This is a genomic window from Micromonospora sp. NPDC053740, from assembly GCF_040677775.1.
GTDB lineage: Bacteria > Actinomycetota > Actinomycetes > Mycobacteriales > Micromonosporaceae > Micromonospora > Micromonospora alfalfae.
Genome location: NZ_JBFASO010000001.1, coordinates 26,162 through 47,359 on the forward strand (window position 1 = coordinate 26,162; position 21,198 = coordinate 47,359).

Sequence of the window (21,198 nt, forward strand, 5' to 3'; positions counted from 1 at the left end):
GGTGTTCCTTCCGTCGTGCTGGTCGTGCCGATCCGCGCTCAGTGGTTGGCGGCCGCGCTGCCGAGCAACCCACGCAGGTCGGTGGCGAGCCGGTCGAAGCGGGGATCCGACATCACCTGCGCGTAGTCGCGGTGCGCCGGCAGCTCGACCGGGAAGGTGCGGATGATCCGGCCGGGCCGGGGACTCATCACCACGACCCGGGTGCCGAGGAAGACCGCCTCGGCGATGGAGTGGGTGACCAGCACCACTGTGGTCCCGGTCTCCCGCCAGATCCGGTGCAGTTCGGCGTTCATCTGCTCGCGGGTCAGCGCGTCCAGGGCACCGAACGGTTCGTCCATCAGCAGCACCGGCGGGGAGTGCAGCAGCGCGCGGCAGAGCGCCACCCGCTGCTGCATGCCGCCGGACAGCTCGTGTGGCAACGCCTTCTCGAAGCCGGTCAGGCCGGTCATCTCGATCAGCTCGTCGGCGCGGCGGGCCGCCTGCGCCCGGTCCATGCCGCGCATCTCGGCCTGGAGCAGGATGTTGGCTCGGGCACCGCGCCACTCCAGCAGGGCGGCCTTCTGGAAGACGAAGCCGATCTCCTTCTGCGGGCCGCGCACCGGGCGTTCCAGCAGCGAAACGTCACCGCTGGTCGGCTTGACCAGCCCCGCGACGATCTTCAGGAGGGTGGACTTGCCGCAGCCGGACGGGCCGACGATCGTGACGAACTCGCCCGGCTCGATGTCCAGCGACACGTCGTCCAACGCTGTGGTCTGCGACCGTCGGGTGGTGAACCGGACTGTCAACCCGGACATCCCGATGGCGGTGCCGGTGGCTGCCGGCGCGGCGGTCACCGGGTCACCCCTGCGCCGCGTACGAGGAGTCCCAGTACGCGCTGGGCGCTCCCGGGTCCTTCAGCTCGGCGTAGCGCGACATCAGGTCGATGGTCTCGCTCCACTGGGCCTCGGTGTTCACCCCGGGCGGGCCGTCCGCGCCGATCAGTGGCATGTTGAGGGTGAGCTGCTTGGTGAGCACCTCGGGCGCCGGCTCGTTCTCGGCCAGAGCCGTCATCGCGCTCACCGCGCCGGCCGGGTCCCGGGCGGCGTCGGCCCAGGACTTCTGGGTTGCCCGGACGAACTTGCGGACCAGCTCCGGGTCCTTCTGCAGGGTCTGGGTGTTGGCGATCAGGCCGGTGCCGAGCAGGTTCATCCCGTAGTCGGCGAAGAGCAGCACGTCGACCTTCTTGCCGGTCTTGCTCTCGATGGTGGGCGCCTGGTCGTGGAAGAAGCCCATGATGGCGTCGACCTTGCCCTCGGCCAGGGCGGCGATCTTGCCGGCGGCGTCGACGTTGACCACCTTGACGTCGTCCTTCTTGAGGCCGTTCTTCTCCAGCCAGGCCGGGAAGGTCGCGTAGAGGGCGTCGCCGGGGGTGCCGCCGACGGTCTTTCCCTTGAGGTCGGCCGGGGTCTTGATGTTCTCCTCGGTGAAGAACTCCACGGAGGAGGGGCCCTTCTCCAGGTACGCGCCGAGGCTGCGCACCGGCATGCCGCTGGCCACCGACTTCAGCAGCACCGGGCTGTCCGCCCACCCGAAGTCGGTCTGCTTCTGGGCGACCTGCTTGACGGTGTTGCCCGAGCCGTTGCCGGGCAGGATCTTGAGGTCGATGCCCTCCGCGGAGTAGTAGCCCTTCTGCAGGCCGTAGTAGAAGGGCGCGTGCTCGCCGTAGGGCACCCAGTTGAGGGTGAGGGTGACCTGCTTGCTGCCGTCGGCGTTGGTGCTGCCGGCGGGATCGTCCCCGCCGCAGCCGGTGGCGGCGAGGAGCAGGGCGGCGGTGGCCAGGATGGTGGTGGCGGTGCGTTTCATCGGAGCCTCCGTGATGGGGTCGGTCAGGAGGTGGTGAGGGACACGCCGGCCCGGCGGCTGGCGTGCCACGGAATGAGCAGTGCCTCGGCGATCTCGACCAGGACGAACAGGACGATGCCGATGGCCGACATCAGGATCAGGTCGGCGAACAGCAGTGGGGCCTCGAGGTTGCCGTTTGCCAGCAACAGGACGTAGCCGAGCCCCTCGCTGGCGCCGACGAACTCACCGACCACGGCACCGACCACGGCGAGGGTGACGGCCACCTTCAGGCCGGCCATCAGGTGCGGCAACGCGTTCGGAAAGCGGATCTTGCGGAAGGTGCGCCACGGCCCGGCGCCCATCGTGGCGGCGAGGTCGAGCAGTTCCGGGTCGGTGGAGCGCAGCCCGGCCACGCCGGAGATGACCACCGGAAAGAACGCGATGAGCACGGCCAGGATGATCTTCGGTGTGAGGCCGAGGCCGAACCAGACCACCAGCAGCGGCGCGATGGCGATCTTCGGGATGACCTGTGCGAACAGGACGATCGGGTAGAGCGCCTTGTCCAGGGTGCGGGAGTAGGCGATGGCGACCGCTGTGACCAGACCCAACGCGGCGGCCAGCACGAAGCCGAGCACCGTCTCGTAGAGGGTCACCACTGTGTGCCGGGCCAGCTCGGACCACTGGGTGGTCATCGTCTCCCAGACCTGGCCCGGGGTGGGCACCAGGTAGTTCGGGACGTACTCGCGGGCCGCCACGAACCACCAGGCGGCGAAGAAGACCGCGAGCACCAACGCCGGGCGCCAGAGCGAGTCGGCGAAGGTCACCGCCCGTCGACCGAGCGTGGGACGTGGTGGACGCCCGCCGCCGGTCGGCGGCTTCACCACAGTGGACGAAGGTGTGCCGTCGAGGCCGTCCGCACCGACACCGCCGGGCCCGGCAGCGGTTGCTCGCGCACCACCGGCCTGGTCGGCGGCGGCCTGCCGGCCCGCCGTGTCCAAAGAGTTCTCGGTCACGCGGAACCTCCTCGGGGCCCGGCACGACGCCCATTCACCGGGGCCGGTCGACGGATCAGGCAAACGCTTTCCTGGAGCGTAGGCGGCCCCCTCACGCCGGGCAAGGCCTTTCCTCGATCTGTTTCCACCGATGCCTGGCAGCCGCCCGACAGCAGTCCCGAAGGGACTGTCAGGCGGCCGCCGGATAGGTGTCGAGGAGGCCGCACATACCCAACCGGCCCCGCTCGAGCGGCTCGTTCACCGCGTACACGCCGGCGTCGCCCAGGTACCCGGGCTCCCCCCGCTCCAGGGCGTCGAGCTGCGCGGCGGTGTCGGCGGCGGCGCGTCCCGCGCCGGCCTCCCACCGCTGCCGCCACCGCGTCAGCAACGGCTGGCGCAGGGCGATCGCGTGGGCGTGGAACGCGGCCAGCGCCGCCGGACCACCGGAGCGCAGCGCCTGGAAGCCCGTCACCGCCAGATCCCGACGGCGGTACGCGGCGCGCACGTCCGCGCCCGGCGCTCCCCCGTCGGGCAACGCCGCCGCCGCGGCGTACGCGGCCGGGTCGGCCAGCACCTCGGGTGGGAAGGTCAGCACCGCGTCGCCCGCCTCGGGCAGGCCGCTGTTCTGCATCAGCACCACGATGCTCAGCCCGCCCCCGTTGACCAGGCGATGCACCGTGCCCGGCTCGAACCAGACCACCACCCCCGGCCGCAGCGGCGTCTCCCGACAGCCGGCCATGGTCAGGGTCTGCACCACGCCCTCGCCGTCGGTCACCACGTACCCCTCGGTGCAGCACAGGTGCACGTGCGGGGTGCCGCCGACCAGGCCGTCCGGGGCCACCGTGTCGTAGACGCGCAGCCGGGACACCCCGACCCCGCCGGGCAGCGGTGCCGGCCGATCACGCACCGAAGTACTCGTCGGTGTCGTCAGCGGCCGGCAGGGACACCAGCAGCACTGTCAGATCGCCGATGGCCCGGTGCCGGCAGCCCGGCTTGATCAGGAAAGCGGACATCGGCCGAGCGGGGTGACGGACGCCGTCCAGCTCGATCTCGCCCTCACCGGCGAGCACGACGTAGTACTCGGTGGCGATCCGGTGGTGGTGGGTCACCGCGTCCTGCACCTGGAGCAGGTGCACGCTGGCCTGGCCCTCGCTCTCGGCGATGAAACCGCGGCGGGTGGTTCCACACGAGCAGCGCCGGGCGGGCAGGTCGTCGAGTTGAAGTACCGCGAAGCGATCGGACACGGCCGGGCCTCCCTGCGGGAAAGGGCTTTCTCTGCGGTACGGTGACGCTAGCCGGAGCGACGAAACGTCGTCAACAGATCGAGGGGGTGGGCCATGGCGACCCTGTCCGATGTGGCCCGCCGAGCGGGCGTCTCGCCCGCCACCGCCTCCCGCGTCATCAACGGCAGCAGCAAGCCGGTCACCGACGAGCTGCGCGAACGGGTGCTCGCCGCCGTCGCCGAGTTGCAGTACGTGCCGAACGCGCACGCCCAACTGCTGGCCCGCTCGCACCGCAGCGCTGTCGGCGTGATCGTGCACGACGTCTCCGACCCGTACTTCGCCGAGATCACCCGAGGGCTGCAACGGGTCGCCACCGACCAGGGCCGGCTGCTGATGATCTGCAACAGCTACCGGGACCCGGACCGCGAGTTGGAATACGTGGAGCTGCTGCGCGGCCACCAGGTGGCGGCGCTCATCCTGGCCGGCTCGGGCTACCACGACGAGGCGTTCACCCGGCAACTCAACGAGAAGCTCGCCGCGTACGAGGCCACCGGCGGGCGGGTGGCGGTGATCGGCCGACACGAGCACTCCGGCGACGCGGTGATGCCGGACAACCGGACCGGCGGCTACCTCGCCGGGCGGGAGCTGTGCGGTCTGGGGCACCGGGCGATCGGCGTGGTCGCCGGCCCGCGCATCCTGACCACCACCACCGACCGGCTCGCCGGCCTCCGGCAGGCCCTCACCGAGCAGGGCCGCGAGCTGCCCGAATCGCGCATCCGGTACGCGGAGTTCGACCGCGACGGTGGCGCGGAGGCCACCGCCCGACTGCTCGACGCCGACCCGGAGCTGACCGCGATCGTGGCGCTCAACGACTCGATGGCCATCGGCGCGCTCGCCACCCTGCGCGCACGTGGGTTGGCAGTGCCGCAGCAGATCTCGGTGCTGGGTTTCGACGACATGCCGATCGCCCGGGACGTGACACCGGCATTGACCACAGTGCGACTGCCCCTGGTCGACATGGGAGTGCGGGCGATGTCCCTGGTGCTCGGCGTCGGAGCACCGACTCCCCGGGTCGAGGTGCTCCCCGCCGAGCTGGTCCGCCGCGACACCGCCGGTCCCGTTCCCCGATCCACCCGCGCCACGGCGGGTTCCGCGCCCCGCGCACGGCGAGGTGACAGCACGTCGTGACCACTGTCAGCCCGACCCAGCGGCCCCTCACGCGCGCCGACGTGGCGTACCTGGTCGATGCGTCGTTCGGGCCACACACCCGGGTCCGGGACGCCGGTCCATTGGCCGGCGGCGGGTACGCGACGGTCTGGTGGGTGCAGCTCGACGACGACCGTCGAGTGGTGCTGAAGCTGGCCCCGGCGGCCGGAACGCCGCTGCTGCGCTACGAGCGCGGGCTCTGCGCCGCCGAGGAGCGGTATTTTCGGCTCGTCGCGCAGCGGGCGCCGCAGGTGCCCGTCCCCCCGGTGCTCCGGCGCGGCGCCGACCCGGCGTACGGCGAGTGGTTGGTCACCGCGATGCTGCCCGGGCGGTCGCTGGCCGACCTGGCCGAAGCCGGTGTCGTGGTCGACGACGGCCCGGCGCGCTACGACCTCGGGGTGGCTCTCGCCGCGGTGCACCAGATCACCGGTGAGCGTTTCGGGTACGACGACGACCGGGCCTCCGGGCCGACCTGGCGGGCGGCGTTCACGGCGATGCTCGACGCGCTCCTGGCCGACGCGGTCGACTGGGACGTCCGACTGCCGGTGACCTCGCAACATCTGCGCGCGCTGGTGGGGCGGCACGCCGACGTGCTCGACGAGGTGCGTCGACCGGCGCTGCTGCACTTCGACTGCTGGGACGGCAACCTGCTGGCGGCGCCCGACGGCGACGGCCGGTTACGGCTGCGCGGCCTGGTGGACGGCGAGCGGTTCCTCTACGGCGACCCACTGCTGGATCTGGTCTCGCCGCTGCTCTTCCGACGTGTCGAGGACGAGCCGGAGCACCCAGTGCTGCGCGGCTACCAGGCCAGCGCACCCGAACCGTTGGTGCTGAACGCTTCGGCACGCCGCCGGCTCGGCCTCTACCGGTTGCACCTCTACCTGCTGATGACTGTGGAGATGCCCAGCCGCGCGATGACCGCGCACAGCCATCCCGGGCGGTACGCCCGACTGGCGGCCCTGCTCGACGAGGAACTCGCCGCGCTCGCCTCGGGCTGACGGCCCGGCGCGGGTGGCGTCCGCCGCGTGGTCGAACGCCACCCGCCCTCGGTCAGGGCAGGTCGATCGGGCGCAGCACCCGGTCCACGGCGTGCGCGATCTGCCGGTTGCCCTTGTTGACGTCGTAGGAGACGACCCGGGCGTCGCGGTCGTTGGTGTCGGCGTCGACCAGCCGCACCTGGCGGAAGAAGTACAGGTAGGTGCGTACGTCGACCTCGACGGACGAGCCGAGCGCTGTGGTCAGGTCCGTGCCATCGGCCCGGACCGCCGTCTTGCGGTCGATGGTGGCGCCCGGGACCACGTGGTAGAGCAGCACCGACTCGACGGTGTCGATGCCCAGCCCGGCCACGGCGGTGAAGGTGGCGCTCTCACTCGGCAGCTTCCGGGCCTGCGTGATCTCGCGGACCAACTGCTGGAAGGCGGCGTCGGTGGGGATGAACGCGGTCAGCGCCACGGTGCCGTCGGTGAGTACCTTGACCGGCGAGTTCGGCTTGGCCTCCAGCACGGCCAGCACTGCCGCCGTCAGGACGTCGAAGTCACGCGAGTTGCTGTCGAAGCCGCTCTTGTCCCTGGTGAGCACCTGGGCGAGTGACGTCGTACCGAGCGGCTTGGGCTTGCTGGTGGCCTGGGCGGCCGGTACGGCGACCGCGGTGGTGGCCAGCGCGGTGGCCACGGCGCCCACCGCCATCCGGGCGGCGATTCGTGCGATCTTCATCAGCGGGCCTTTCGTCGAAGCGACCGGATCCGTGACGTCTCGTCACGACCCATGCTTCGCACCGGGGACGCCGCGCGGATGCACCCCGCGATATCGCGTTGTCCGGGACTCGTCCGGGGCTTAACCTCCCCGGGTGCTGATTCGGGAGTTCGTCGACCAGGACTGGTCGCAGGTGTGGCCGATCATCGAAGAGGTGATCCGGGCACAGGAGACCTTCGTCTACGACCCGGCGATGACCGCCGAGCAGTCGTACGGCATGTGGGTCGAGGCGGCGCCGGCGCGGACCGTCGTCGCGGTCGACGGCGAGCGGGTGCTCGGCACCGCGAAGATGGGCACCAACAGGCCCGGGCCGGGCGCGCACGTGTCCACCGCCAGCTTCATGGTCGCCGCCGACGCGCGGGGCCGGGGCGTGGGCGCCGCGCTGTGCCGCGACGCCCTGACCTGGGCCCGCCGGCAGGGGTACGCCGGCATGCAGTTCAACGCCGTGGCGGAGAGCAACGGGTCGGCGGTGCGGTTGTACCAGCGGGAGGGCTTCGAGGTGGTCGGCACCGTGCCGGGCGCCTTCCGTCACCCCACCCTCGGCCGGGTCGGCCTGCACGTGATGTACCAGGAGTTCTGAAACCAACCTCCGCGCCCGCTCGGCTCGCGCGGGAGGCCACTGTGGTGGTCGGCGCCTTTGGAGCTGATGTCACAAACGAATCGGCCGCTGGTTGGGCCGTCCGGATCTTCCCCACGGCCTGAATCGTTTACGACATCAGCTCCAAAGCGTCTCAACTAACGGTGCCGGCGGCCGGAGCCGGGCCCAGCAGCCCGGGCTGCCCGGCGACCGGCTCCGCGCCGGCACGGCGGATCGGGGTGAAGAGGCCGCCGACCGCGACCAGCAGGCATCCCGCGCCCGCCGCGAGCGTGACCGTCGGAGTCCCGTACCGCCCGGCGGCCCAGGTCAGCACGACAGCGCCGGCCGGACCGAGGGCGTAGTGCGTGCTCCAGAACGCCGACGTCACCCGGCCCAGCAGGTGATCGGGGGTGATCTCCTGCCGCAGGGACATCGAACAGATCCCGCCGACGCTGAGACAGCACAGGTACACAGCGGTCAGCGTGGTGACCGCCGGCACGGTGTTGGCGACGCCGACCCCCGCCACGGCGAAACCGCAGATCGCGTGCGCGCCGATCCAGGTGGCGCCGAAGCCACGACGGCGGCGCAGCGGGGCCACCAGCAGCGCACCGGCGACAGTGCCCAACGCCGCCAGGCCGAGCACCGTGCCGACGGTGCCCTCCGAGCCGCCGAGGTCGTGCGTGACGTGGTAGATCAGCACGTCGACGAAGCCGTAGGTGAGGAAGATGAAGACCGACAACAGGACTGTCAGCGCGCGCAGCACGGGCTGCCGCCACAGGAACCGCGCCCCGGCAAGGAACTCAGCCATCGGGCGTTGCCGGACCACCCCCTCGTCCACCTGGACGGGGCGCAGTCGGATCAACCACAGGCCGGCAGCCGAGAGCGCGAAGCTCGCCGCGTTGACGGCGATGGCGGTCGCCGGGCCGAAGCGGGCCGCCACCACACCGGCGAGCAGCGGCCCGAGGACGGCAGCCGCCGCGTACGTCGCCTGCAACCGGCCGTTGGCCTCGGTGATCCGATCGGAGTCGACGAGGTTACGGACCGCGGTCACCGCGGCGACCTGGAACAGCATGCCGGCCGCCTCGCAGATCGGCAGCACGACGAAGAGCAGCCAGACCTGCGGGCCGGCCAGCCACGCCAGTGGCACCACCGCGTAGAGCACCAGCCGGGTCAGGTCCGCCACGATCATCAGGGTGCGGCGGTCGTACCGGTCGACGAGCACCCCACCGAAGATCCCGGCGACGACTGACGCCGCGCCCGCGACGGCGGTGAGCAGGCCCATCTTCGCCACCGACCCGGTCGCCTGGAGCACCAGCAGCGGCACCGCCAGGTAGGCGAACGAGTCACCCGCCGCCGAGAGTGACTGCGCGACCCAGTACGTGCCGAAGGTCCGGTCCCTCCAGAGCGGAGCCCGACCGTCGGTGGCAGATCGGCTCATCGCGCCAAGGGTAGTCACAGTGGTCGTTCGACGCTGGCCGTGACGGGCGCCACAGGGCTGCCATGTCACGAACCGACGAGCGGCACGCATCTCATGGTCGTCACGTCGATCAGAGAGGCGAAACAATGAACACAGCGCAACGGCAGGTCCCGGCGGGCACACACCACGTGCTGATCCTCGGCGCGGGCTACGCGGGCCTGGCCGCGGCGACCCAACTCGCGGCCCGGACCAGGCGGGCGGACGTGCAGGTGACGCTGGTCAACGCGCAGGAGCGGTTCACCGAGCGCCTCCGGCTGCACATGACGGCGACCGGGCAGCGGCTCGCCGAGCTGGACATCCCTGAGCTGCTGGCGGGTACGGGTGCGCAGTTCGTGCGCGGCTGGGTGACGGCTGTGGACGCCAACGCGAAGACCGTCCGCGTCGACGACAGCCGGGTGCTGCGCTACGACACCCTGGTCTACGCGTTGGGCAGCGTGACCGACACGGCGGCGGTCCCTGGCGTCGAGGAGCACGCGTACGCCCTGGACGCTCCGAGCGGCGCGACCACGCTGGCGGACCGGCTTACCCGGCTCGGCGCCGGCACTGTCGTAGTGGTCGGCAGCGGGTTGACCGGGGTCGAGGCGGCCGCGGAGATCGCGGAACGGCACCCGGAGGTCGGTGTCACGTTGGTGGGCCGGCAGGACCCGGGAGCGGGCATGAACCCGAAGGCCCGGGCGTACCTGCGGGGCGCGCTGACCCGCCTCGGCGTCCAGGTGATCACCGGAGCGGCGGTCACCAGGGTCCGGCCCGACGCTGTCGAACTGGCCGGCGCGGAGACCGTGGCGGCCGATGTCGTGCTCTGGACGGGTGGTACCCGGGTGGCGCCGCTGGCCGCCGCCGCCGGGTTGACCGTCGACGAACGCGGTCGCGTCGTCACCGACTTCGCGTTGCGGTCGGTGTCGCACCCCGAGGTGTACGCGATCGGCGATGCGGCAGCCATCCGGCAGGGGTACGGGGTGCTGCACGGCACCTGCCAGAGCGGGATGCCGACCGGCGTGCACGCGGCGGTGTCGATCGCCCGCTCGCTGCGGGGCAGGCAGCCCAGGCCGTTCCGGTTCGGTTACTACCACACGCCGGTGAGCCTGGGTCGAAACGACGCGGTAGTGCAGTTCACCCGCCCCGACGACAGCCCTCGCCGCGGGTGCCTGACCGGGCGGATGGCGGTCTGGTACAAGGAGACCGTGAGCGCTTCGCCCTGGCCGACCTACCGTCGCATGTCGCGGTTGCCCTCCTCCGGCGCGTTCTGGCCGCGTGGCGGCCGCCTCACCCGCCTGCGGGACGCGCGGTGACGCACCCGCCGGACGCCGACGAGCAGGTGTTCCACAGTCATCGCAACCTGCTGTTCTCGGTGGCCTACCGGATCCTCGGCAGCGCGGCCGATGCCGAGGACGCGGTGCAGGACGCCTGGATCAGTTGGTCCTCGGCAGACCGCTCCCAGGTCGCCGACCCCAGGGCGTACCTCGCCCGCGTCGTGTCGAACCTCGCGTTGCAGCGCCTACGCTCGGCCCGGCACCACCGCGAGACCTATCCGGGGCCGTGGTTGCCCGAGCCCGTGCTGACCGAAGGGGACGCCGCCGACGCCGTCACCGACGCCGAGTCGGTGTCGATGGCGATGCTGGTGGTGCTGGAGACTCTCAGCCCACTCGAACGCGCCGTGTTCGTCCTGCGGGAGGTCTTCGACTTCAGCCACGCGGAGATCGCGGCGGCGGTGGAGCGCTCCGAGGCCGCGGTCCGCCAGACCGCCCACCGTGCCCGCGAGCACGTGCGGGGCCAGCGACCACGTTTCACGGCGGACCGGTCGCAGCAACGGGGGGTCACCGAGCGGTTCCTCGCCGCCGCGACCGGTGGCGACATCAACACCCTGCTGGAGCTGCTGTCCCCCGACGTCGCGTTGTGGACCGACGGTGGCGGTAAGGTCCGGCAGGCACTGCGTCCCGTCAGGGGTGCGGGAACTGTCGCCGCGTGGTTCGCGGCCATCGGCACCGTCACCTACCAGGGCGTTGCGCCGCACGACATGCGCGCCGCCCTGGTCGAGATCAACCGGGGGCCGGGTCTGGTGTTCAGCGGTGCGGGTCGGGTGGTCGCCACCGTCTCCTTCGACATCGACGCCGACGGTCGCATCACCGCCATCCACAACGTCGCCAACCCCGACAAGCTTCGCGCCGTCGCCGACGGCACCACCCACCACCTCGCGACGCGTTGAGCCGGCCGACCCCCCGTCAGCCGGTGCTGGTGAGGTCGGTCGTCGCCGCGAGGTCGGTGACCACGTCCAGGAGCCGGCGCAGCCCAGGCGCGGTGTTGCCCCCCAACCACACCATCTCGGTGTACGCGTAGGCGCCGGCCAGCGGGACGAACACCACGCCGGTGCGGCGGAGACTCGCCGCCGAGCAGGCGAGCCGGGTGACGCCGAGTCCGGCGGCGACCAGGCCGAGGAGGCTCTGCACGCCGGCCTCCTCCTGAACGACTGTCGGTACGAAGCCCGCTTCCCGGAACTGGTCCTCGTAGGCACGGTGCCAGGGTTCCCAGGAGCTACGCGGCGTCATGACCCACTGTTCGTTGGCCAGGTCGGCGAGGGTCAACTCGTCGCGCCCGGCGAGCGGGTGGCCCTCGGGCAGCACCGCGCAGACCGGTTCGGTGGTCAGTCTCCTGGACTCCAGGCCGGGAACGAGCGGGGTCCGGGTGAAGGCGACGTCGAACTTCCCGTCGAGAACGCCCTGGACCAGGGGCGCGATGCTTGTGGACTCGGTGGTCAGGTGCAGGTCGGGCAGGTGGTGGCGGACTGCCCGGACCACCGGGGGCAGCAGGTGGTTGGCGACTGTGGTCAGGAAGGCGAGCCGGAGGGTGCCGACCTCACCCCGCAGGGCCCGCCCCACGACGGCGATGGCCTGCTCGGCGCGCTCGGTCACGGCGCGCGCCTCGGGCACGAACAGGGCGCCGATGTCGGTGAGGGTGGTGCCGCGGCTGTCGCGGTCGAACAGTTTCGCCCCGAGGGCGCGTTCCAGGGCGGTGATCTGCTGCGACAGCGACTGCTGGGCGATCATCAGGCGGGCGGCGGCCCGGGTGAAGCTCAGCTCCTCCGCGAGGACCAGGAAGTACCGCAGTTGTCGCAGCTCAGGCGTGGCCACAGGAACAGACTGTAGCCACGCCAGGAAGAGCGTGTTGGCCGTCCGCGCAGACCTCCGCGCACGATCGGTGCGGAGGGCGGTACCGGCACACCGTACGCCTGTACGGCGAGCTGCCACTGCCACGCGAGGACACCTACCGAAGGAAATCGATCATGTCGGAATCACGCGTCAGCACGCCGTTCAACGCCCGGTCCACCGCCGCCGACGTCGTGGCCGGTGTCGACCTGACCGGGCGACGCGCCATCGTCACCGGCGCCTCGTCGGGCATCGGGGTGGAGACCGCCCGGGCGCTGGCCATGGCGGGCGCCGAGGTGACACTGGCGGTACGGGATGTGCGGGCCGGCGAGCGGACCGCGCGGGAGATCGGCGCCGGGACCGCGAACCGCCTGCTCCGGGTCGCGCCCTTGGACCTGTCCGACCAGCGGTCGGTCGCCGAGTTCGTGGCCGCCTGGGACGGGCCCCTGCACATCCTGGTCAACAACGCCGGGGTGTCGGCGACCCCGGAGATGCGCACGGCGGAGGGTTGGGAGTTGCAGTTGGCCACCAACCACCTCGGCCACTTCGCGCTCGCCAACGGCCTGCACCGGGCGCTCGTCGCGGCCGGTCGGGCCCGCGTGGTGTCGCTGAGTTCCATCGCCCACGTTCAGGCCCCGATGGTCTTCGAGGACGTCAACTTCCGGGAACGCCGGTATGACCGTCTGCTCGCCTACGGCGAGTCGAAGACCGCCACCGCGCTGTTCGCTGTCGAAGCGAACCGGCGTTGGGCCGGCGACGGCATCACCGTCAACGTGGCCAATCCGGGCGCGGTCGCCACCAACCTGGGACGGCACCTCACCGAGGAGGACTACGCGCAGCTTCCGGCATTCGATTTCAAGACCCCGCAGCAGGGAGCCGCGACGTCCGTGCTGCTCGCCGCCGGGCCGCAGGTGGAGGGCATCGGCGGTCGATACTTCGAGGACTGTGCGCAGGCGGTGCGCCACGACCCGGCGGACCCGCTGCGCGGCGTCGCCGACCACGCGATCGACCCCGCGGCGGCGGCGCGACTGTGGCAGCTCTCGCTGGATCTGTTCGCCGACGCGGAGCGTGCCTGACGTCCGGAAACGGCCGTGGGATCCCCCGCGGCCGTTTCCGGACGACGCGAATCGCTCAGCCCTTGCGCAGCGGGGCGAGCGCCGTGCTCCAGGCGACCACCTGGTCGAGGGTGGCGGTCAGCGAGTCCTGGTGGAACTGGTTGGGCTTGAAGACGCTGAAGTTCTCGAAGTCGGTGAAGAGCGACAGGGCGACCTGCGAACGCACGTCGGCCATCTGGAGCTCACCGGAGATCAGACGCAGGTGCTCCACGGCGCGCGTCCCACCGACCGAGCCGTAGCTGACGAAGCCGACGGCCTTGTTGTTCCACTCGGCGTAGAGGAAGTCGATCGCGTTCTTCAGGGCGCCCGAGGTCGAGTGGTTGTACTCGGGGGTGACGATGACGAACCCGTCGAACGACGCGATCGTCTCGGCCCACCGCTTGGTGTGCGGCTGGGTGTACTGGCCCATCGAGGGCGGGTACGCCTCGTCGAGGTGCGGCAGCTGGTAGTCGAGCAGGTCGATCAGCTCGTACTCCGCGTCGGAGCGCTGCTTGGCGATCTCGAGCACCCAGCGGGCGACGGCCTCGCCGTTACGCCCCGGGCGGGTGCTTCCGAGGATGATCCCGATCCTGGTCATGTGTGGCGCCTTTCAGAGGTCCTTGCCTGACGACCGGAACGCTAACCGGTGCTTGATTGGTCAAGCAAATATGTGGCCTATGGGCGTGGTCACACGGAGGGTGAGCACTTGCTCGGTCAAACAAGTATGATAGGAGGATGTCCAACACCTCCGCAGCGACTCCGCAACCCCTCACCCCAGACGAGGAAGCGCTGGTCCGCGCCCTGGGTCAGGTCATGCACGTGCTGCCCCGCGCGATCGACGCGGACATGGTCGGTGACCGTCAGCTACCGCTCACCGAGTACACGGCGCTGATGAACCTCTCCGAGACACCGGACCGGCGGATGCGCATGAACGAGCTCGCCGCGCTCTGCCACCTCTCCCTCAGCGGCATGACCCGCACGATCATCAGGCTGGAGACGCAGGGCCTGGTCCGTCGGGAACGGTGCGAGGAGGACGCGCGCGGCTGGAACGCCGTCCTCACCGACGCGGGCTACGCCCGCCTGGAGGAATCCTGGCCGAGTCACCTGGCCGCCGTACGGCGCCGGTTCCTCCAGCACTTCGACGGCCTCGACCTCGCCGCGTTGGCCCGCGCGTTCCAGCAAGCCGGCACGGCGGAGCCGACCGACTGAGCCAGCGCCGGCCCGGTCGGTCGGCCAACCGGCCTCAGCCGAGCAGCCGGCCGAAGGCGGCGAACAGCCCGGCGGTCAGGCCGGTGGTCAGCGTGGCGGCGAACAGGCTGGCGGTACTCAGAACTCCCATTCGCCTATTGCACCCGCTGGCGTGCGCGCCGACCAGACGCGACAGCGGTCACCGGGCCGGAGCGTGGGCGGCGAGCGGGTTGGTGAGGGTGCCGACGAACTGGAGCGCCGCGGACGGGTCGGCCAGGTCGATCATCTGCTGGTTGTCGCGAAGTTGCAGCCGGTTGAGGCAGGACAGCGTGAACTCCGGCGCGAACAGGTCGTAGTGGCGGACCCGCTCGGCCAGGTGCGGCACCCGGTCGAAGTAGTCGGCGGCGCAGGCAGCGACAGTGCGCCAGAAGTCGTCCTCGGCGAGCACGCCGGCCTCGACCAGGACGGCGTTGAGGTGCCGCAGGAAGCAGTCCACCACGTCGGTGAAGATGCTCAGCAGCTTGGTGTCGTCGGGCACCTCGACGCGGATCCGCTCCACCGCCGCCGGCAGCTCGACCCTGTCGCTCATCACCGCGATCTCCTCGGCGATGTCCTTGAAGATCACCCGCTGGACGGTGTCCTGCTCGTCGAGGACCAGGATGACGTTCTCGCCGTGCGGCATGAAGGCCAGGTCGTGGGCGTAGAAGCTGTGCAGCAGCGGGGTCAGGTACGCGTCCAGGTAGCGACGCAGCCACACCTCGGGCGTCAGGCCGGACCGGGCGATCAGCGCGGCCGCCAGTGACCCGCCCTCGTCGTCGACGTGCAGCAGCGCGGCCATGGTGGACAGCCGCTGCCCTGGCGCCAGGTCGGGCACCGGGCTCTCCCGCCACAGGGCTGCCAACATCTTGCGGTACGGGGAGGTGCGCTCGGTCGCCGCCTCGTACTGCCGGTGCCGGTAACCCACAGCGGCTCGCTCCCGGATGACGGTCAGTCCGGTGCCGGTCAACACCTCGTCGGCGGCGATCAGGTCGGCCAGCCAGTCGTTGATCGCCGGGGTGGCCGCCATGTACGCCGCCGACAACCCCCGCATGAAGCCCATGTTCAGCACCGACAGCGCGGTCTTGACGTAGTGCCGCCCCTGCTCGCTGACGTTGAAGAAGGTTCGGATGGACTGCTGGGCGAGGTACACGTCCGGCCCGGGCCCGAGGTGCACCAGCCGCCGCTGGGCCAACTCGCCGGCGAAGGTGACAGCCAGCTTGTTCCACCACTGCCACGGGTGCGCCGGGATCAGGTGGTAGTCGGCGAGGTCCAGCCCGAGATCGGCCATGGTGGCCGCGAACCGGGTCCGGGTCTCGGCGTCCAACTCGCGCTCGATGAGCGTGTCGTAGTCGAGGTCGGCGGCGCTGCTGAACGTCGAGTGGTCCCGGTGCGCGGCCAGCCACTCCAGCCGCACCGGCGCGGCGGCCTCCGGGGCGTACCGGTGGTACTCGTCGACGCCGAAGCCGAGCCGGCCGTTGTTCGCCACGAAGCACGGGTGGCCCTCGGTCATCGAGGTCTCGATGGTCTGGAAGTCCGCCTCGGCCAGCTCGGCGGCGCTCGGCGCGGCCTGGGCCAGCTTGTACGCCGTACCCGCCAGCGTCGAGGTGATCTCCTCCAGGTAGACCGGGAGCACCCGCGCGGAGAGCCCGAGGGTGTCGCGCAGTTCGACGATGAGGTCCACCGCGTCGGGGGCCACTGGCGTGCCGTCGCGGTGTCGGGTGATGCTGTCCGCGTCGATCTGCCAGTGCGCCAGGGCGAGCACCCGCGCCGCGAACCGGTAGGTGACAGTGCCGTCGTCGCTGCGGACCTCGTACCACTGCCGCTCGTCGGGGCCGGTCACTGCCTCCGGGGTGAGCAGCCGCTCGTGGGTGAACTCGGCGAGAGCCTTGCGGACCAGCAGCCGGTTGGCCCGGGCCCAGCGCTGCGGGGTGAGGTGCCCGACCGGGTCGCCGGAGGCGCTGTGCGCGGTGGTGACGGGAGGGTGGGTGGGGACGGCGGTGGTGGTCACGCCGGGGCTCCTTCGGTTCGGGTGGCAGCGGCGTTGTCGACCGTGGCGCGATCGGCGGCGGCCTGGAACTGGGCCCGGGTGCAGACGCTGAGCAGCGCGTCCTTCTCGGGCTTGACGATCGGGCCGACGACGGTGAAGCCGACGGCGGCGTTCAGCGCGTGCACAGCGGTGTTGCGCACGTCCGGTTCGACCACCACCCGTCGGGTCGGCGGGTCGGCGAAGAGCCACGCCATGACGGTGCCGATCACCGCCCGGGTGAAGCCGTGCACCGGCGCGTCGACCGGCGCGCAGAGGAAGTGCATGCCCACGTCACCGGGCTGGTGGTCGTACAGGCCGACCAGCTCGACGTGGGCCGGGTCGTAGCGCTCCGCCAGGAAGGCGGGACTCCCCCGCCACAGGCCGAGGTACGCGTCGTGGTGCGGGTGCGCGGCGATGCGCCGGTACTCCTCGGTGACCTGGGCCAGGTCGGCGTCCTGCATCATCCAGAACGCCGCCTTCGGATGGGTCACCCAGGTGTGCAGCAGCGCCGCGTCGACGTCCGGATCGAGCGGCCGCAGCGCGAACTCACCGAGCCCTTCGTCGACGTGGGTGAAGACGGTGGTCACGACGACACCCCGAACTCCTGGAAGGTGATGCTCTTCTCGATCGGGTAGTGCTCCCGGCCGAGCAACTCCCTGATGATCCAGGAGTTGCGGTAGGCGCCCATGCCCAGGTCCGGTGAGGTGATGCTGTGCGTGTGGGTGCCCGCGTTCTGTAGGAAGATGCCCCGCCCGCTGTGGTCGATGCTGTAGTTGCGGGCCACGTCGAAGCGGCCGTGCGCGTCCCAGCGGATCCGGTCCCGCACCGGCGTGAGGAACTCCGGCACCCGGTAGTGGTAGCCGGTGGCCAGGACGAGGCCCTCGGTACGCAGGGCGAAGTCGCGTTCCTGTTCCACCTGCCGCAAACCCAGCGTGTACTGCCCGTCCCGGTGCTCGGCGCTGACCAGCTCGGTGTTGGTGAGCAGGCGGGTGTTCACCGGCCCGTCCACGCTGTGCGCGTAGAGCAGGTCGAAGATGTCGTTGATCAGGTCCGCGTTGATCCCCTTGAACAGGCCCTTCTGCTCGGACTCCAGCCGGTAGCGGGTCGCCTCCGGCAGCGCGTGGAAGTAGTCCACGTAGTCCGGCGAGGTCATCTCCAGCGTCAGCTTGGTGTATTCGAGCGGGAAGAACCGCGGCGACCGGGTCACCCAGTTGAGCTGGTAGCCGTAGCGGCCGATGTCGCCGAGCAGGTCGTGGTAGATCTCGGCGGCGCTCTGCCCGCTGCCCACCACTGTGATGCTGCGCTTGGTGCGCAGCGCCGAACGGTGCTCCAGGTAGTGGGAGTTGTGCACGGCGTCACCGGGCAACCCGGCCACGGCCGGGGGCAGGTGCGGCGGGGTGCCGGTGCCGAGCACCAGGTGCCGGGCCCGGTATGCCACCGTCTCCCCCGTGCCGGTGCTGGCGCGCACCACGTACCGCTCGTCGGCGGTGTCGTACTCCACAGTTGTCACGCTGTGACCGAATCGCAGGTTCGGCAGTTTCGCCGCCGCCCACCGGCAGTACGCGTCGTACTCGCTGCGCAGCGGGTAGAAGCTCTCCCGGATGTAGAACGGGTACAGCCGGCCGATCTCCTTGAGGTAGTTGAGGAAGGAGTACGGCGACGTCGGGTCGGCGAGGCTGACCAGGTCGGCGATGAACGGGGTCTGCAACCGGGCCGACTCCAGCAGCATGCCGGGGTGCCAGGCGAGGCTCGGCCGCGCCTCCAGGAACACGCCGTCGAGCTCGTCGATGGGCGCGGTGAGGCAGGCCAGGCCCAGGTTGTACGGGCCCAACCCGATGGCGACGAAGTCGTGGGTGGACATCGGGGTCTCCAGGCGCGGGTTCGTTGTCACCGGCGTCAGCCGACGTGGCAGGTCAGGTCGGCGTCGACGTGGTCGTGCACGTACCGGCCGGCGTGGGTGGCGATCAGGTCGAGCACGTACCCGACGTCGTCGACTGTGGTTTCCGGGTTGAGCAGTGTGAACTTCAGGAAGTGCCGGCCGTCCACCCGGGTCCCGGCGACCACTGCGAGACCGGACGCCGCGAGGGCCTCCCGGGCGTGCAGGTTGGCGGCGTCGGCCAACTCCCGGCCGGGGCCGGTGGGCAGGTAACGGAACACCACAGTGCTCAGCTCCGAGCGCGTCACCACCTCGAAGCGCGGGTCCTCGCTGACCAGCTGCCAGGCGTCGGCGGCCCGGTCGACGACCTCGTCGAAGAGCCCGCCGAGCGCGTCCGGGCCCATCACCCGCAGGGTGAGCCATAGCTTCAGCGCGTCGAAGCGGCGGGTGGTCTGCAAGCTCTTGTCGACCTGGTTGGGGATGCGCTGCTCCACCATCCGGGCCGGGTTGAGGTAGTCGGCGTGGTAGGTGGCGTGCCGCAACGTCCGCCGGTCGCGGACCAGCAGCGCGCTGGAGCTGACCGGCTGGAAGAACGACTTGTGGAAGTCCACTGTCACCGAGTCGGCACGCTCGATGCCGTCGAGCAGGTGCCGGCGCGTCGGTGAGACGAGCAGACCGCACCCGTACGCGGCGTCCACGTGCAGCCAGACGTCGGCTGCCGCGCAGATCGCGGCCAGCTCCGTGAGCGGGTCGATCGAGCCGAAGTCTGTGGTGCCGGCGGTGCCGACGACGGCCATCACCACGAGCCCGGCCTGACGGCACCGCACGATCTCCGCACTGACCGCGGCCGCGCTGATCCGTCGCCGGGTGTCGGTGGCCACCGCGATGACCGCGTCCGGGGAGAGGCCGAGCAGCTTGGCCGACTTCTGCACGCTGAAGTGACCGGCAGCGGAGGTGATCACGCGCAGCCGGGGCAGCAGTTCCGCGCGCGCCGCCGGGCCGATGGCGTCGGCGCACGCCTCCTCCCGGGCCAACAGCAGCGCCTGGAGGTTGGACTGGCTGCCGCCGCTGGTGAAGATCCCGTCCGGATGCGGACCGAGTCCGATCCGCTCGGCCGTCCAGTCGATCAGCCGGCGCTCGATGAGGGTGGCCCCGGCGCTCTGGTCCCAGGTGTCCAGCGAGGAGTTCACGGCGGTCAGCACCGACTCGCCGAGCAGCGCCGGGATGGCCACCGGGCAGTTGAGGTGGGCCAGGTAGCGGGGGTGGTGGAACCAGACGGCGTCGCGCAGGTAGACGTCCTCCAGCTCGTCGAGGGCGGCGCCGGCGTCGCCCAGCGGACGGTCCAGGTCCACCCGGTCGACAAGCGGGGCCAGTTCGGCCGGCGTGATTCCGGTACCGGGACGGTCCACCGTGGCCACCCGACGGGCGACCCGGTCGACGCCGTCGGCGATCGTCCGGCGGTACTGCTCGACCGAGCCGCCATGCAGCAGCTGGGCCCGCGCGGCGGTTGACGCCGGTGGCGGCGTGGTGCTCTCGACTGGGTACGTCGGCACGGTCACGGAATGTCCTTCCACGTTCTCCACGAGGGCAGCCGGAACCCACCCCGGGCGCGGCGATGCGCCTCGGGATGTGGTTTCCGTCAGCTGACCTTCTTCGCGTTCCGGATGGCGGTGGCGAGGTTCTCCAACAGCGGCGCGGAGCCGGCGTACGAGAAGCGGGGCACCGCGTCCCACGGGCTCACCTGGTTGGCCCTGACCGCCGGCAGTTGCTGCCAGGTCGGCTTGGCGGTGAGGTCCTTGGCCTGCAGGGCGGTGCTGCGGTTGTCGAGCAGGATCAGGTCGGCTGGGAACTTGCCGGCGCTCTCCCAGCTCAGCGCCTCGAAGTAGTCGCCGGCTTCGAGTTTGGTGGGGACCACGATGTCGACGCCCAACTCGGCGAAGTACATCAGGTCGGTGCTGACCTTCGGGTTGGAGACGTAGAAGAGGTCGGGGCTGCCGGAGCAGGCCATAACCTTGATCCCGGGGTTGGCCTTGACCGCCTGCCGGACCGCCTCGGCGGCGGCGTCGAAGCGGGCCTTTCCGTCGGTGACCTTCTTCGCGGACAGGTCCGCGCCGAGCGACTCGGCCAGCGCCGCGTACCGCTCGATGGGCTTGGTCATCGGCACCCGGGCGGTGGTGATCGCCACACTGGGTGCCAGCGGGAGGATCTTGGCCTTGCTCTCGTCCGGCACGTACCAGAGCGCGTCCGGGTCGTACATGTGGGTGACAAGCAGTTCGGGGCGCAGCGCCGCGTACTTCTCCAGGCTGAACTCGCCCCACACATTGCCGAGGATCTCGACGCCCTCGACGTTCAGGTCACCGGCTTGCGGCTCGGCGGTGCCGTCGGCGCGTTTGGTCTCACCGAACACGCCCACGAGCTGCTTGTCGAGACCGAAATCGATCAGTGCCGCCGCCACGCCGGTGAAGGCCACCACGCGGGTCGGACGGGCCGCCGCTGCCACCTTCGTGCCCCGGTCGTCGGTGAACGACCAGGGGCCGTTTCCGTTGCCTGCGGCGGGTTTCGCGGCGTCGTCAGTGCCACAGGCGGCGAGCAGGGTGGCCAGTGTGGCAGCGCCACCGGCGGCCAGCAGGCCACGGCGGGAGAGGCGGCGGGCGGACAGGGCATCGGGCATGGTGTTGTCTTTCGATCAAGGGTTGGCCGGGGTCGACCAGGGCAGCGGGGTTAGGTTAGCCTAACCTCGGTCATTGTCAACAGCGGTACGCCGTGTCGCCACCACCCCGGAGCCCA

General features: G+C 71.0%; 21 protein-coding genes. 7 read left to right on the top strand and 14 right to left on the bottom strand.

Annotated elements, in window-relative coordinates:
* Positions 1-38 precede the first annotated feature (38 nt).
* The 5 genes from AB0K35_RS00120 to AB0K35_RS00140 all read right to left on the bottom strand — a co-directional run bounded on the left by AB0K35_RS00120 (position 39) and on the right by AB0K35_RS00140 (position 4,057).
* Positions 39-833, bottom strand: a complete 795-nt coding sequence (locus AB0K35_RS00120; protein ID WP_238669169.1) for an ABC transporter ATP-binding protein — start codon at positions 831-833, stop codon at positions 39-41.
* 4 nt (positions 834-837) lie between these two features.
* Complete coding sequence (locus AB0K35_RS00125) at positions 838-1,842, bottom strand: ABC transporter substrate-binding protein (RefSeq protein WP_112672984.1); 1,005 nt, start codon at positions 1,840-1,842, stop codon at positions 838-840.
* Positions 1,843-1,865: 23 nt separating this feature from the next.
* Positions 1,866-2,834: an ABC transporter permease gene (locus AB0K35_RS00130; protein ID WP_363882360.1), complete on the bottom strand. Its 969-nt coding sequence runs from the start codon at positions 2,832-2,834 to the stop codon at positions 1,866-1,868.
* A 169-nt stretch (positions 2,835-3,003) separates the two neighbouring features.
* On the bottom strand, positions 3,004-3,720 hold the full coding sequence (locus tag AB0K35_RS00135) for a cupin domain-containing protein (RefSeq protein ID WP_363882363.1): 717 nt from the start codon (positions 3,718-3,720) through the stop codon (positions 3,004-3,006).
* Positions 3,713-4,057, bottom strand: coding sequence for a cupin domain-containing protein (locus AB0K35_RS00140; RefSeq protein WP_363882366.1), 345 nt, complete (start codon positions 4,055-4,057; stop codon positions 3,713-3,715). The genes AB0K35_RS00135 and AB0K35_RS00140 overlap by 8 nt, the downstream gene beginning before the upstream one ends.
* 93 nt (positions 4,058-4,150) lie before the next feature.
* Between AB0K35_RS00140 and AB0K35_RS00145 the strand changes: the two genes are divergently transcribed.
* Both AB0K35_RS00145 and AB0K35_RS00150 read left to right on the top strand, forming a co-directional pair.
* A complete protein-coding gene (locus AB0K35_RS00145) occupies positions 4,151-5,224 on the top strand; it encodes a LacI family DNA-binding transcriptional regulator (protein ID WP_357359447.1) in 1,074 nt (357 codons plus the stop codon).
* On the top strand, positions 5,221-6,240 hold the full coding sequence (locus AB0K35_RS00150; RefSeq protein ID WP_363882369.1) for an aminoglycoside phosphotransferase family protein: 1,020 nt from the start codon (positions 5,221-5,223) through the stop codon (positions 6,238-6,240). Before AB0K35_RS00145 ends, AB0K35_RS00150 begins: the two co-directional genes overlap by 4 nt.
* A 52-nt stretch (positions 6,241-6,292) precedes the next feature.
* Here AB0K35_RS00150 and AB0K35_RS00155 read toward each other — a convergent pair whose 3' ends face one another.
* On the bottom strand, positions 6,293-6,955 hold the full coding sequence (locus tag AB0K35_RS00155) for a fasciclin domain-containing protein (RefSeq protein WP_363882372.1): 663 nt from the start codon (positions 6,953-6,955) through the stop codon (positions 6,293-6,295).
* Between the two features lie 133 nt (positions 6,956-7,088).
* Between AB0K35_RS00155 and AB0K35_RS00160 the strand changes: the two genes are divergently transcribed.
* The gene (locus tag AB0K35_RS00160) at positions 7,089-7,574 is read left to right on the top strand and encodes a GNAT family N-acetyltransferase (protein WP_363882375.1); all 486 of its coding nucleotides are present in this window, start codon (positions 7,089-7,091) and stop codon (positions 7,572-7,574) included.
* 151 nt (positions 7,575-7,725) lie between these two features.
* Here AB0K35_RS00160 and AB0K35_RS00165 read toward each other — a convergent pair whose 3' ends face one another.
* Positions 7,726-9,009, bottom strand: a complete 1,284-nt coding sequence (locus tag AB0K35_RS00165) for an MFS transporter (RefSeq protein ID WP_363882378.1) — start codon at positions 9,007-9,009, stop codon at positions 7,726-7,728.
* A 125-nt stretch (positions 9,010-9,134) separates the two neighbouring features.
* On the opposite strand from AB0K35_RS00165, the gene AB0K35_RS00170 reads away from it, so the two are divergent.
* Positions 9,135-10,337: an FAD-dependent oxidoreductase gene (locus AB0K35_RS00170; protein WP_363882381.1), complete on the top strand. Its 1,203-nt coding sequence runs from the start codon at positions 9,135-9,137 to the stop codon at positions 10,335-10,337.
* The gene (locus tag AB0K35_RS00175) at positions 10,334-11,251 is read left to right on the top strand and encodes an RNA polymerase sigma-70 factor (protein ID WP_238669160.1); all 918 of its coding nucleotides are present in this window, start codon (positions 10,334-10,336) and stop codon (positions 11,249-11,251) included. The genes AB0K35_RS00170 and AB0K35_RS00175 overlap by 4 nt, the downstream gene beginning before the upstream one ends.
* Positions 11,252-11,267: 16 nt before the next feature.
* On the opposite strand, the gene AB0K35_RS00180 is transcribed toward AB0K35_RS00175, so the two are convergent.
* Positions 11,268-12,173: a LysR family transcriptional regulator gene (locus tag AB0K35_RS00180; protein WP_238669159.1), complete on the bottom strand. Its 906-nt coding sequence runs from the start codon at positions 12,171-12,173 to the stop codon at positions 11,268-11,270.
* Between the two features lie 152 nt (positions 12,174-12,325).
* Here AB0K35_RS00180 and AB0K35_RS00185 point away from each other — a divergent pair, with 152 nt between their 5' ends.
* Positions 12,326-13,264 carry an SDR family NAD(P)-dependent oxidoreductase gene (locus AB0K35_RS00185; RefSeq protein WP_363882384.1) on the top strand — a complete coding sequence of 313 codons (939 nt, stop codon included), beginning with the start codon at positions 12,326-12,328 and terminating at the stop codon, positions 13,262-13,264.
* A 55-nt stretch (positions 13,265-13,319) separates the two neighbouring features.
* On the opposite strand, the gene AB0K35_RS00190 is transcribed toward AB0K35_RS00185, so the two are convergent.
* Positions 13,320-13,880 (bottom strand): NAD(P)H-dependent oxidoreductase, encoded by a 561-nt coding sequence (locus AB0K35_RS00190; RefSeq protein ID WP_112672976.1) that lies wholly within the window; start codon positions 13,878-13,880, stop codon positions 13,320-13,322.
* 137 nt (positions 13,881-14,017) lie between these two features.
* Between AB0K35_RS00190 and AB0K35_RS00195 the strand changes: the two genes are divergently transcribed.
* Positions 14,018-14,491 carry a MarR family transcriptional regulator gene (locus AB0K35_RS00195; RefSeq protein ID WP_363882387.1) on the top strand — a complete coding sequence of 158 codons (474 nt, stop codon included), beginning with the start codon at positions 14,018-14,020 and terminating at the stop codon, positions 14,489-14,491.
* 178 nt (positions 14,492-14,669) lie between these two features.
* Here the strand turns inward: AB0K35_RS00195 and AB0K35_RS00200 are convergent, their stop codons facing one another.
* The 5 genes from AB0K35_RS00200 to AB0K35_RS00220 all read right to left on the bottom strand — a co-directional run bounded on the left by AB0K35_RS00200 (position 14,670) and on the right by AB0K35_RS00220 (position 21,082).
* Entirely contained in the window at positions 14,670-16,517 is a 1,848-nt protein-coding gene (locus AB0K35_RS00200) for an IucA/IucC family siderophore biosynthesis protein (RefSeq protein WP_363882390.1), read from the bottom strand.
* Positions 16,514-17,122 (bottom strand): GNAT family N-acetyltransferase, encoded by a 609-nt coding sequence (locus AB0K35_RS00205; protein WP_363882393.1) that lies wholly within the window; start codon positions 17,120-17,122, stop codon positions 16,514-16,516. The genes AB0K35_RS00200 and AB0K35_RS00205 overlap by 4 nt, the downstream gene beginning before the upstream one ends.
* Positions 17,119-18,396 carry a SidA/IucD/PvdA family monooxygenase gene (locus AB0K35_RS00210; protein WP_363883743.1) on the bottom strand — a complete coding sequence of 426 codons (1,278 nt, stop codon included), beginning with the start codon at positions 18,394-18,396 and terminating at the stop codon, positions 17,119-17,121. The genes AB0K35_RS00205 and AB0K35_RS00210 overlap by 4 nt, the downstream gene beginning before the upstream one ends.
* Before the next feature lie 35 nt (positions 18,397-18,431).
* The gene (locus tag AB0K35_RS00215) at positions 18,432-19,970 is read right to left on the bottom strand and encodes an aspartate aminotransferase family protein (RefSeq protein WP_363882396.1); all 1,539 of its coding nucleotides are present in this window, start codon (positions 19,968-19,970) and stop codon (positions 18,432-18,434) included.
* A gap of 80 nt (positions 19,971-20,050) precedes the next feature.
* On the bottom strand, positions 20,051-21,082 hold the full coding sequence (locus AB0K35_RS00220) for an ABC transporter substrate-binding protein (protein WP_363882399.1): 1,032 nt from the start codon (positions 21,080-21,082) through the stop codon (positions 20,051-20,053).
* Positions 21,083-21,198: the final 116 nt, after the last annotated feature.